The 11,868-nt window shown below is 65.8% G+C and carries 9 protein-coding genes; 3 read left to right on the forward strand and 6 right to left on the reverse strand.

Annotation, left to right across the window (positions count from 1 at the left end; all coding sequences use genetic code 11):
* Nucleotides 1–227: 227 nt before the first annotated feature.
* Together BM199_RS34750 and BM199_RS28130 are read left to right on the forward strand one after the other, a co-directional pair.
* The gene (locus tag BM199_RS34750) at nt 228–548 is read left to right on the forward strand and encodes a helix-turn-helix domain-containing protein (protein ID WP_245788845.1); all 321 of its coding nucleotides are present in this window, start codon (nt 228–230) and stop codon (nt 546–548) included.
* Nucleotides 545–1,399 (forward strand): IS3 family transposase, encoded by an 855-nt coding sequence (locus tag BM199_RS28130; protein WP_245788830.1) that lies wholly within the window; start codon nt 545–547, stop codon nt 1,397–1,399. Before BM199_RS34750 ends, BM199_RS28130 begins: the two co-directional genes overlap by 4 nt.
* A 102-nt stretch (nt 1,400–1,501) precedes the next feature.
* On the opposite strand, the gene BM199_RS28135 is transcribed toward BM199_RS28130, so the two are convergent.
* From BM199_RS28135 to typA, 6 genes are all read right to left on the reverse strand, one after another.
* Nucleotides 1,502–2,425 (reverse strand): ABC transporter permease, encoded by a 924-nt coding sequence (locus BM199_RS28135; RefSeq protein WP_177242836.1) that lies wholly within the window; start codon nt 2,423–2,425, stop codon nt 1,502–1,504.
* 1 nt (nt 2,426) lies between these two features.
* A complete protein-coding gene (locus tag BM199_RS28140) occupies nt 2,427–3,443 on the reverse strand; it encodes an ABC transporter permease (RefSeq protein WP_091677816.1) in 1,017 nt (338 codons plus the stop codon).
* A gap of 175 nt (nt 3,444–3,618) precedes the next feature.
* Nucleotides 3,619–5,388 carry an ABC transporter family substrate-binding protein gene (locus BM199_RS28145; RefSeq protein WP_091677819.1) on the reverse strand — a complete coding sequence of 590 codons (1,770 nt, stop codon included), beginning with the start codon at nt 5,386–5,388 and terminating at the stop codon, nt 3,619–3,621.
* A 326-nt stretch (nt 5,389–5,714) separates the two neighbouring features.
* Nucleotides 5,715–7,487 carry an ABC transporter family substrate-binding protein gene (locus tag BM199_RS28150; protein ID WP_091677821.1) on the reverse strand — a complete coding sequence of 591 codons (1,773 nt, stop codon included), beginning with the start codon at nt 7,485–7,487 and terminating at the stop codon, nt 5,715–5,717.
* A gap of 146 nt (nt 7,488–7,633) precedes the next feature.
* Nucleotides 7,634–9,373 carry an ABC transporter family substrate-binding protein gene (locus tag BM199_RS28155; protein ID WP_245788831.1) on the reverse strand — a complete coding sequence of 580 codons (1,740 nt, stop codon included), beginning with the start codon at nt 9,371–9,373 and terminating at the stop codon, nt 7,634–7,636.
* Nucleotides 9,374–9,567: 194 nt separating this feature from the next.
* Nucleotides 9,568–11,508: a translational GTPase TypA gene (typA, locus tag BM199_RS28160; protein ID WP_177242830.1), complete on the reverse strand. Its 1,941-nt coding sequence runs from the start codon at nt 11,506–11,508 to the stop codon at nt 9,568–9,570.
* Between the two features lie 191 nt (nt 11,509–11,699).
* Here typA and BM199_RS34040 point away from each other — a divergent pair, with 191 nt between their 5' ends.
* Nucleotides 11,700–11,852, forward strand: a complete 153-nt coding sequence (locus tag BM199_RS34040) for a hypothetical protein (protein ID WP_177242831.1) — start codon at nt 11,700–11,702, stop codon at nt 11,850–11,852.
* Nucleotides 11,853–11,868: the final 16 nt, after the last annotated feature.

Raw genomic sequence — 11,868 nt, forward strand, 5'->3', positions numbered from 1 at the left:
TGAACTGCTCCCCGGGAGTTGGACTGAAAATTCAGTTCTGACTCTCGGGGAGTAGTTGTATGGAGCCGCGTAGTTCGTTGTCTGAGGTGCAGCGGGAGGCCGCTGTAGTGTGGTTTGAGCAGGGTTTGGCCGATAGGACGGTGTCGACGTTGCTCGGGGTGGCGCGGTGGCCGGTCCGGAGCCTGTATCGGCGGTGGAGGATCCATGGCAGGGCGGCGTTGGTGAGTATGTCGACCAAGCGGTCGTTCTCGTTCGAGTTCAAGCTGTCGGTGGTGGAACGCTTCGTTGCTGGTGAGCCGGCCGCCGAGCTGGCCGCAGAGCATGGCCTGTCGTCTCCGAGCCTGGTGAAGACCTGGGCTCGGACGTATCGGCGGGAGGGCGAGGACGGGCTGCGTCCGAAACGGAAGGGCCGCCCGCCCAAGCCACCGGACAGCCCGGGCGAGCAGCCCAGTGAGCTGGAGCAGTTGCGGCGGGAGAACGACCGGCTGCGGGCGGAGGTCGCTTACCTGGGAAAACTGCGGGCCTTGAGAGGGCAGCAACGACGGTGAAGGCCCAGGCCGTCCTCTCTCTCAAGGCTGAACACTCGCTCGAACACCTTCTCGCTGCCGCCGGGCTGGCCCGATCCACGTTCTTCTATCACCAGGCCCGCTCGCGCAGAGGTGACCCGCAGACTGAGTTGAAGGCCGCGATCACGACCTCGTTCGAGAACAGCCACAGACGTTACGGGCATCGCCGTGTCCATGCCGGACTGGTCAAGCAGGGCTGGCGAATAGCGAAGAAGACTGTGCTCAAACTGATGCGGCAACTCGCGCTGATCTGCCGGGTCCGCCGCCGACGCCGATACAACTCCTACACCGGCGAGATCGGTAAGATCGCCCCGAACCTGCTGGCCCGGGAGTTCACCGCGACCGCTCCGAACCAGAAGTGGGTCACCGACGTGACCGAGTTCGTCGTGGGAAATCAGAAGGTGTACTTGTCGCCGATCATGGACCTGTTCGACCGGCAGATCATCGCCTACGGAGTCAGCAGCGCACCCACGCTCACGCTGACAAACACCGCGCTGGGCGACGCCCTCGCGACACTGGGGAAAGGCCAGACGCCACTGGTGCATTCCGATCAAGGGTTCCAGTACCAGCATGCCTCGTGGCGCAGGCTGCTAGCACGCGCCGGGGCGACCCAGTCCATGTCCCGCAAGGGAAACTGCCTGGACAACGCCGTCATCGAGAGCTTCTTCGGACACCTCAAAGAAGAACTCTTCCATCACGCCACGTTCCTCAACACCGCCGCGCTCACCACCGCACTGCACGAGTACATCGCCTGGCACAACAACGACCGCAGTCACACCACGCTCAAGGGCCTGAGCCCGGTGCAATACCGGACCCAGGCCCTCGTCGCCTAACCCCTAACCTTCACTTAACCAGTCCAACATCCGGGGACCAGTTCACAGCGGCGGGGGCTCCCTCTTTTGCGGTTACGTCTCGATCGACGCGCTACGGCGTGCTCAGGCCTTTACTCGCTTCTGCCTCGGGTCGAACGCGTCCCGCAGGCCGTCACCGATGAAGTTGATCGACAGCGAGATCAGCACCAGCACCACGAACGGGCCCCAGAACAGCCAGGGGCGCGAAGCGAGTTCGGCGTAGTTCTCCAGGATGACCCGGCCCAGCGAGGTGTCCGGCAACTGGACACCGAGGCCGATGAACGACAGCGCGGCCTCCGCCAGCACGGCCTGCGCGACCGTGAGGGTGGCGTTCACCGTGATACTGCCGACCATGTTGGGCACCAGGTGCTTGAAGACGATGCGACCGGTGCCCGCGCCCGAGGCCCGCGCGGACTCGATGAACTCCCGCTGCGAGAGCGACATCGCCTCGGCCCGGGTGATCCTGGCGATCTGCATCCAGCCGAACGCCGCGAGAACCAGAGCCACGACGTACCAGCTACCGCTGAACACCTTGACCAGAATCGCGGCCGCGGCGATCTGCGGCACGATCAGGAAGAGGTCGGTCAGGCGGGAGACCGCCGTATCGGTCAGCCCCCGCAGATAACCGGCGATGGCGCCGAACACCACGCCCAAGGCCGTAGCCGCGATGGACACGGTCAGCGCGATCAGCAGCGAGTACTGGGTGCCTCGCAAAACCTGCGACACCATGTCCTTGCCGACCTGGGTGGTACCCAGTGGGTGCTCGGCGCTCGGTTCGAGGAAGCCGTCGACCGTCTCAGTATGGGCGTAGGGCCAGAAGATCGGCATGATCATGACGATCAGCACGATCAACAGGAGTACCGCCGTGCTGGCCATCGCCAGCTTGTGCCGGAGGAACTTCCGCAGAACAAGCTGGCCCTGACTCCGGGGTTCGGGCAGCTTCTCGGGCTCGACGTCACCAGGTCCCGCCGGGTGGTCGGTCTTGGCGCCAGCGATTAGCGAATTGATGTCAGCCAACGCGAATCCTCGGGTCCAGGATGCCGTACAGAAGGTCGGCGATCAGATTGAAGGCGACCACGGTCGCCGCGACGAGGACCATCCAGCCCATCATGACCTGCGGGTCGTTCTTGCTCACCGCTTCGACGAGCAGCGTGCCCATGCCGTTCCAGCTGAACACACGCTCGGTGATGATCGCGCCGGTCAGGACCAGCGCGAAGTTCAGCGAGAAGAGCGTGGTGACCGGAATCAGCGCGTTACGGAACGCGTGCCGGAAGATGACCCGCGAGGACGAAAGGCCCTTGGCCCGTGCCGTACGCACGTAGTCCGAGTTGAGTGTGTCCAACATGGACGCACGCTGGAACCGGCTGTAGGCGGCGAAACTGATCGCGGCGATGGAAAGAGTCGGCAGCAGGAAAGCGCCCGTGTACCCGGTGACGAAATCGCTGAAGTTGTCGAAGTTCAGGTTCTCCGGACTCGTCGTCCGCAGCCACGGATTCCCGAGCCAGTCACTCAGCCCGAGATCCCGGACCACGCTGTTCAACTCGATCGCATAGGTCTTGAGAACGATCGCGACGCAGAAGATCGGCATCGAGAACATCAGGAAGGCCAGTGTCGTCGCCACGTAGTCCACGATGGAGTACTGCTTGACCGCGGCCAGCACGCCGACAACGACACCGAGGACGATCGCGACGAACTCGGCACCGATCACGAGCTTGATGGTGACCTCGTAGGCACTCATCACCTTGGGAAAGACTTCCTCGCGAGCCGAACCCTGCGCGATGGAAATGCCCCAGTCGCCGCTAAGGAAGCTGCCGAGCCAGTCGAAATATCTTGGCACCAGCGGCTTGTCCAGGCCCAGTTCGTGAGCAGTGGCCGCGATGGCCTCCGGGCTCACACCGGGCAACGAGTACAGCTGAGCCAGTGGGTCGCCCGCACCGGCGACCATCAGGAAAACGCCGAAAGTGCCGATCAACAAGATGGGAATGGAGATCGCCACACGACGCAGTACGTACAAAACCAGATTCAACGGAGTGCTCCTCGTCCAGGCCGGAGCTGGATCTCACGCCCACGCCCGGTTGTCCACCGTAGTGGCGGTCGGCCCACGGTCAACAGCTACTTCCGGAGGGGATCGGAACCGAGCTGGTGGCTCGGTTCCGATCCCCTCCGGAACATTCACTTAGCAGAATCGGACAAGAAGTGAGTTACTCGGTCTTTTCCCACTCGCCGACGTTCCACAGTGCCCCGTTGTACGACTGCATGTACACCCGGTCGATACCGCGGAAGGCCCACATGGACGGGGTCGCGAACAGCGGCACCGTCGCGTAGGACTCGGCGAGCGCGGCATCCGCGGCCTGGTAGGCCTCGAGCGCAACCTGCTCGTCCGTGGCCGAAACGGCGGTGTCGTAGGCCGCGTCGACGTCCGGGTTGGACAGACCCTGCCAGTTCTGGTTACCGCCGGTGGTGTAGATCGCCTTGCTCTCCGCGTGGAACGGAGCCGAGGACCAGCCGAAGAGCGCGATGTCGTAGTCGCCCTTGTCGACACGCCCCTTCAGGAAGTTGGCGTCGGTGTCGTCCTTGACCTCGATGCCAGCCGCCTTCATCTGCGGAATCAGGATCTCCACGGTCTGGCTGCGCCGGGCGTTCTCGTTGTGCGAGATCTCGACCGAGAGACGCTTGCCGTCCTTGGCGTAGATGCCGTCACTGCCCAGCTTCCAGCCGCCCTCTTCGAGGGTCTTCTTGGCCGCCTCGGCACCCTGGTTGGTCTTGTCGCTGTAGACGTCCTTCGCGCCCGGCTCACCCTCGAAGAAGATGACGTCGTTCTTCGGCTCGGCGTCGGCCTGGACCGGCTTGATCAGCTTGTCCACGATCTCCTGCCGGTTGATCGCCTGGAAGAACGCCTTACGGGCGGCGTCGTCGGCGAAGATCCGGTTGAAGTTCAGGTCGAGGTGCTCGTAGGTGAGCTGCGGCGCGGAGCCGTAGACGACACCCTGCGAGGACAGGCCCTTCAGCGTGGAAGCCGCGGTGGCGTCGGGCTGGGTCGAAGCGGCGACGTCGATCTCGCCGTTCTGCAGCGCGGTGGCCATGGCCTTGGTGTCCGGAATCTCCCGGACGGTGACCTTGTCCGGGCCGCCCTTCGCGCCGATCCACTCGGGGTTGCGCTCGAGGACGATCTGCTCGGTGTTCGCGTCGAAGGACGCGATCTTGTACGGACCCGAACCCGGCATGGTCTCGGCGTTGAAGCCGCCCCACTCCTTGGTCCAGAAGTCACCGGCAGCCTTCAGCTTGGCGGAGTCGCCACCCGGCTTCAGCGCGGTGATGTCCTCGACGCCTGCCTCGCGCTCCACGATGTGGGCGGGCAGCAGCATCTGGTCGCTGAACATGCCCTTGTAGTCCAGGTACGGCTCGCTGTACTTGGTCTCGAAGGTCAGGTCGTCCTTGCAGGTGACGTCCATCAGCTCGTAGCCGGTGGTGGACGCCGAGGTGAACGAGTCGACCTGGCCGCTGTGCGAGAGCCAGCCGAGGTAGAAGTCGTCGCAGTCCCAGGCCTCGCCGTCGGACCACTTGACGCCCGGCTTGATCTTGTACTCGACGATCTGCGGGTCCTGGGAGGTGATCTCGACCGACTCCATCACGTCGGCGTTGAGCAGGACCTTGTTGTTGCCGTCCAGGACGAACGGACCGGCGATCACCGCGGTCAGCACGTAGTTGTTGTACGAGCTGTTCGCGTCCGGCGTCTTGTTGTTGTACGCCGAGAAGCCATCGTCGATGGCGACGGTGGCAGCGTCGAACGGCTCTGCCTCAGCCAGCTTGAACTGGTCGCCGTCCTGAGCCTTGCCCGTGGCCATGCTTTTGACATCGCCGGTCGAGCCATTGTTCGAGTCGCCGCCGTCGTCGCCGCCGCCACACGCGCTCAAAACGAGCGCAGAGGCCGCGACGATCGACACAGCGGAGACAACCTTGGATCTCCTCATGTACGTGTGCCCTCCTAGCACTGGGCCCTGACATCGGACCATGGACCCACAAGGCTCCGGTTAGATGAGCCGGAGCCTACGACACGCCAACCGACACTCATTTGGCGCACTGACCGAGCACGCTAGAAAGCTTCGGCACTATCAGTCACCATTTCTGGAGCGATCGTGACCAAAGGGTGACATCTAACTTGCATCTGGAAATGTCGCGGTTACCTGCTGGAATCACCCAGTCGCCTGACCGACCGGACGTTCGGCTCACAGGAATCTCACCAGGGCCGCCTTGAACCGTCTCAACCGGCTCAAAGCGGCCATGGCGCACCATTTTCCTAGCTCGTCTTCTCCCACTCGCCGAGGTTCCACATCGGGCCGTAGTAGGACTGCATGTACACCCGGTCGATACCGCGGAACCCCCACATCGACGGAGTCTGGAACAGCGGGAGCGACGCGTACTGCTCGGCGAGCGCCTTGTCCGCCGCCTGGTACGCCTGCGTTGCCGCCGCCTCATCGGTCGCCGACACGGCCGCCGCGAAGGACTGGTCGATCGTGGGATCCGACAGCCCCTGCCAGTTCTGGTTGCCCTCCGAGGTGTAGATGGCTTCCTGCTCGGACTTGAACGGCGTGGAGGACCAGCCGAACAGGGCGACGTCGTAGTCGCCCTTGTCGACGCGCCCCTTCAGGAAGTTCGCGTCGGTGTCGTCCTTGACCTCCATACCCGCGGCCTTCGCCTGGGCGAGGATGATCTCCACCGTCTGGGTGCGACGGGCGTTGTCGTTGTGTGCGATCTCGAACGACAGCCGCTTGCCGTCCTTCTCGTAGATGCCGTCCGACCCCTTGGTCCAGCCGCCGTCCTCCAACGTCTTCATGGCCGCCTCGGCGCCCTGACCGGTCTTGTCGCTGTAGAGATCGACGAAACCCTCCTCGCCGGGGAAGTAGACGATGCTGTTCAGCGGCACGGCGTCGGCCTGGACCGGCTTGATCAGCTTGTCCACGATCTCCTGCCGGTTGACCACCTGGAAGAACGCCTTGCGCGCCGCGTCGTCGGCGAAGATCCGGTCGTAGTTCAGGTCGAGGTGTTCGAAGGACAGCCGAGGGGCGGACCCGTACGTCACCCCCTGGGAGGTGAGGCTCTTCAGCGTCGCCGCGGCGGTGGCGTCCGGCTGCACCGAACCGATCACGTCCACCTCGCCGTTCTGCAGCGCGGTGGCCATCGCCTTGGTGTCCGGGATCGCGCGGACGATGGCCTTGTTCGGGCCGCCCTTCGCGCCGATCCACTCCGGGTTCTTCTCCAGCGTGACCTGGTCGGAGTTCTGGTTGAACGCGGTCAGCTTGTACGGCCCGGAACCGGGCATGATGGCCGGATCGAAGGCCTTCCACTCGCCGGTCCAGAAGTCACCCGCGGCCTTCAGTTGACCGGCGTCGCCACCCGGCTTCAGTGCGGTGATGTCGGCGATCCCAGCCTGCTGTTCCAGCACATGCGCCGGCATGATGGCCGTCGGCAGGAAGAGGTTCTTGTAGTCCAGGTACGGCTTGCCGTACGTCGTCTCGAACGTCAGATCGTCCTTGCAGGTGACCTCACTCATCAGGTCGTACCCGGAAGTCGATGCCGAGGTGAACGAGTCGACCTTGCCGCTGTGCGCCAGCCACGCGAGGTAGAAGTCGTCGCAGTCCCAGGCCTGCCCGTCCGACCACTTCACGTCCGGTTTGATCTTGTACTCGACAACCTGCGGGTCCGGCGAGGTCACCTCCACCGACTCCATCACGTCGCCGTTGAGCAGGACCTTGTTGTTGCCGTCCAGCTTGAAAGCACCGGACAGCACCGGCTCGAGCACGAACGTGTTGTAGGACGTGTTCGTGTCCGGCGTGTCGTTGTTGTACCCCGAGTAGCCTTGGTCGATCGCCACGATCACCTGATCGCTCGCGGCTGCCGCCCCGAGTTTGAAGACGTCGCCCTGCTGCCCCTTGCCCGTCGCCATGCTCTTGACGTCGGTATCGGAACCCGCGTTGGGATCTCCGCCCTCGTCGTCCCCTCCACACGCGGTCAACACCAACGCCGAGGCGGCGACGAGCGACAACGCGGAGAGTGCTCTGGATCTCCTCATGGACCTGTGCCCTCCTGACACCGAAACGAACACGCCGGAGATTGTGTCCTGGCGCGTTGCGGGGCAACGCTAGGAACTGGTTGTGGGCCCGGTCACTCTTCTGGAGGTAATCGTGACCAAAGGGTGACGCACAGGCAGCGGACCTGCTACTTGGCGCCGCGCGTCCAGTTGACCGCTGCGCCGAATGGGCCTGCCAGCGGTGGGCCGGACGCGACACCGATGACTCCGTCTCCCACAGCCAGGGTGTCGGCCAGTTGGAAGAGCGGTATCACCACGTTCTGCCGCCACAGTTCCGGTTCCAGTTCGGCGAGGGCCTCCGCGGGTTCGGCCGCACCGGTGAGCGCAGCCTCGATCGAGGGCTGCAGGCTCTCGACGCAGAACGCCGCGGGGTTCGCCGGCACGGTCGGCGTGTCAGGGGCCTGCTCCGCACGATCCAGTCCGCAGCCGAACAGCGACGCCAGCGTGGACGCGGGGTCTCCACCGGTCGGTTGCGGGACGACAGCGATGTCGATCCCGACGTTGCCGGTGTTGTTCACGGTCGGATCGCCCTGGCCGGACGCGACGGGCATCGCGAGCTGGCTCGCGAACAACTCCCGCGCGGGCGGGGTGACCAGCCGTACCTCCACCCCAGCGGCCACCAGTTGCCGCTGCAGCTCCTGGGCGATCCCGGTATAGGGCTCCTGGTCCTGCGGCGCCGCCAGCACGACTGAGAGCGTCTTGCCGTCCCTGGACCAGGTCCCCGCCTCGCGCTGGTAACCGGCCTCGGTCAGCAGCCGCTCCGCTTCGGCGGAGTTCGTCTTGGCGATGGGTGCGTCCGAAGGCAGCGTCGGCGTGTAACCGGCTGCGGACGGCGGCGTCACCTGGGCGTCGGCCCGCAAGGTGGCCGACGGCCCGCCGTCGACCCCCTCCTCGATCAACTTCGACCTGTCGATGAGGGCGGCGACGCCTGCCCGGACCTGATCGTCGGCCAGCGCCGTGCCGACCGGCCGCAACAGCACCGAGGCCACCCTCGGCCGGGCGATCCGGTGCAGGTCGATCTCCTGCCCCAGCTCGCCGAACAGGTTGAGACCGGTGGCGTTGGTACGGGCTATCGCGAACTGGTCGTTGCCGCTGCGCAGCGCCGCGGCCATCCCGGCCTGGTCCGCGCTCCGCAGCACCAGCCGGTCGACCGCGGCAGGCTTCTCCCAGTAGCGTTCGTTGCGCTCCAGGATGATCTCGCCCCTGGCCTTGTCCAGCGTCTTGATCGAGAACGGCCCGCCGTAGGCCGGGAAGCTGTCGGCGAGGGCGCCACGCCAGCCGCCTGGCGCGTCCTTGAGCAGGTGCGCGGGCAGCAGGTTGTCGAACAGCGTGCGCCAGCCCGAGTAGGACTTGCCGAAGGTGACCTCGACCCGTTTGCCGCCCTCCCTGGACTCGATGCCCTCGATGAGCCGGTACCCCGCGGGCTGCACCACACCCGGCTCCGAGCGCATCGCGTCGGCGAGGTAGATGAAATCCTCGGCGGCGATCGGCGCCCCGTCCGACCAGGAGGCGTCGGGCCGGATGTCGTACGCGACCGTGAACGGGGACCGGCTCGTGACCTCCGCCGAGACCATCAGGGTCTCGTCCAGCGCCAGGGTGCCGTCGTCCTCAGGACGGAACACGGACGGCAGCAACAGCTGCGACAACGCGGTGGTCACGGTGGAGGCGTCGGCGATGTTGTGCGGGTTGTACCCGCCGCCGATGTCGTCCACGCCCACCGCGATCTGCGACTTCGTCTCCTCCGGCACCGGAGAGGACTCGGCGACCGGCGTGGTCACGACCGGCGGAGGCGGCTCGTTGGTGCAGCCGACAAGCGCGACGAGGACCAGCGAAAGGGACAATCCCGCACGTGAAAATCTCGACCGCACTGCGTCTCCTCGCCTCGCCTCACTCGCCGGCGGGCCCGCCATCCTCCCACGCGGGTCTCCTGCCGCGGTTCCGAGAGTGCCAGACAGCCCTGCGTTCCGGCTTCGGGTACCGCTAACTGGCGGACGTTTCACACCACGTCCAGGTTCCCGTTCCCGCGAGTTCGTGACTTCCGGCCACCGGTGTGCGAGGCGGCTCAGGCGTTGTCGCGGCTCTTCGCGCGGGACCGCTCCTTGGCTCGCGTGTTGATGTCGAGGGTCACCTTGCGGACACGAACGACCTCCGGGGCCACCTCGACGCACTCGTCCACGGAGCAGAACTCCAGCGCCTCCTCGAGGCCGAGCTTGCGCGGCCTCGCCAGCCGCTCCAGCTCGTCACCCGTGGAGGAACGCATGTTCGTGAGCTTCTTCTCCTTGGTGATGTTGATGTCGAGGTCCTCGGCGCGGGGGTTCTCCCCGACGACCATGCCCTCGTACACCTCGGCGCCCGGCTCGACGAAGAACGTGCCCCGGTCGGCGAGCTGGATCATCGCGTAGGCGGTGATCGGCCCTGACCTGTCGGCGACCAGCGAGCCGCTGTGCCTGGTGCGGATCTCCCCGGCCCACGGGAAGTAACCCTCGAACACGTGGTTCGCGATGCCGGTGCCCCTGGTCTCGGTGAGGAAGTCGGTGCGGAAGCCGATCAGGCCGCGGGCGGGCAGGACGTACTCCAGCTTGATCCGGCCGGTGCCGTGACCGCCCATGTGCCCCATCTTGCCCTTGCGGGCGGCGAGGAGCTGGGTGATCGCGCCGAGGTACTCCTCGGGCGAGTCGATGTAGAGGCGCTCGTAGGGCTCGTGCAGCTTGCCGTCGATGGTCTTGGTGACCACCTGGGGCTTGCCGACGGTGAGCTCGAAACCCTCGCGGCGCATCTGCTCGACGAGGATGGCCAGCGCCAGCTCGCCTCGGCCCTGCACCTCCCAGGTGTCCGGGCGCTCGGTGGGCAGCACGCGAATGCTGACGTTACCGATGAGCTCCTGGTCGAGACGGGCCTTGACCAGCCGGGCGGTGACCTTGTCGCCGCCGCCGCGGCCCGCGAGGGGCGAGGTGTTGACGCCGATGGTCATCGAGATCGCCGGCTCGTCCACGGTGATCCGCGGCAGCGCCTCGGGGTTCTCCGGGTCGGCCAGCGTGTCGCCGATGGTGATGTCGGGGATACCCGCGATCGCCACGAGGTCGCCCGCGGAGGCTTCCTGAGCTGGCACGCGAGTGAGGGCCTCGGTGACCAGCAGCTCGGAGATGCGGACGGACTGGATCGTGCCGTCCTCCCGCATCCAGGCCACGGTCTGCCCCTTGCGCAGTTTGCCGGAGTGGATGCGGATGAGCGCGATGCGGCCGAGGAAGTTGGACGCGTCGAGGTTCGTCACCAGTGCGCGCAGCGGGCCTTCGGGATCGGCCACCGGCTCGGGGACGTGCTCGAGCAGGGTCTCGAACAGCGGGTCGAGGTTCTCGCTGTCCGGCTGACCACCGTCGGCGGGCTGGGTCAGGCTCGCCCTGCCGTCACGCGCGGCGGCGTAGACGACGGGCAGCGTCAACAGGGAGTCCAGCGCCTCGTCGTCGATGCCCTCGATGTCGCCTGCCAGGTCGAGCAGGAGGTCGTGGGTCTCGTCGACCACCTCGGAGATCCGGGCGTCGGGACGGTCGACCTTGTTCACCACGAGCATCACCGGGAGGCTCGCCTCCAGCGCCTTGCGCAGCACGAAGCGTGTCTGCGGCAGCGGGCCCTCGCTGGCGTCGACCAGCAGCACGACGCCGTCGACCATGGCCAGACCGCGCTCCACCTCACCACCGAAGTCGGCGTGGCCGGGGGTGTCGATCACGTTGATGGTGATCGGGCCGTCGGCGGTCTGCCTGCGGATGGCGGTGTTCTTCGCCAGGATCGTGATGCCCTTTTCCCGCTCCAGCTCACCGGAGTCCATGACCCGGTCGACGAGTTCGGCCCGCTCGGCGAAGGCGCCGGACTGGCGGAGCATCGCGTCGACGAGCGTGGTCTTGCCGTGGTCGACGTGAGCCACAATCGCGACATTGCGCAGATCGGGTCGCGTCCTGGCGGACGTCGACTCGTCGGCGCGTGCTGCGGTTACGCTGGCTGCGGGCACGAATGAGCTCCTGAGACTGGGTATCGGGTAGTCGACCGCGTTGAGCGCGTCACAGCGGTGACCGACTCTGGTCACACGCGATCTCGTACCAGGATACCCCGTGCCCGGTTGTGACGAGGCCCACGCCCAATAATCGGTTAGGCTCACCTAACGTGGAAAGTCATCCCGAAGACCGGTGACTGGAGTGTGGCGTGGGCAAGAAGCACGATGGCGACGACCCGCGGGCCGTCGTGCGCAAGCTGATCAAGTCCGGCAAGGTCAAGAAGAAGTGCTGCAAGTCGAAGCCGCGCTGCAAGAAGTGCCCGGTGCTCGCCCTGAAGAAGGCAAAGGCCAAGGCGGCCTGAGCGCAGAGCCCAGCGC

Source organism: Amycolatopsis marina (assembly GCF_900111885.1).
In the GTDB taxonomy this organism is placed as follows: domain Bacteria; phylum Actinomycetota; class Actinomycetes; order Mycobacteriales; family Pseudonocardiaceae; genus Amycolatopsis; species Amycolatopsis marina.

What these genes read in the sequence shown, in the direction of transcription:
- BM199_RS28145 (WP_091677819.1), bottom strand. Translation starts at nt 5,388, where the DNA reads ATGAGGAGATCCAAGGTTGTCTCCGCTGTGTCGATCGTCGCGGCCTCT.
- BM199_RS34750 (WP_245788845.1), top strand. Translation starts at nt 228, where the DNA reads ATGTCGACCAAGCGGTCGTTCTCGTTCGAGTTCAAGCTGTCGGTGGTG.
- BM199_RS28150 (WP_091677821.1), bottom strand. Translation starts at nt 7,487, where the DNA reads ATGAGGAGATCCAGAGCACTCTCCGCGTTGTCGCTCGTCGCCGCCTCG.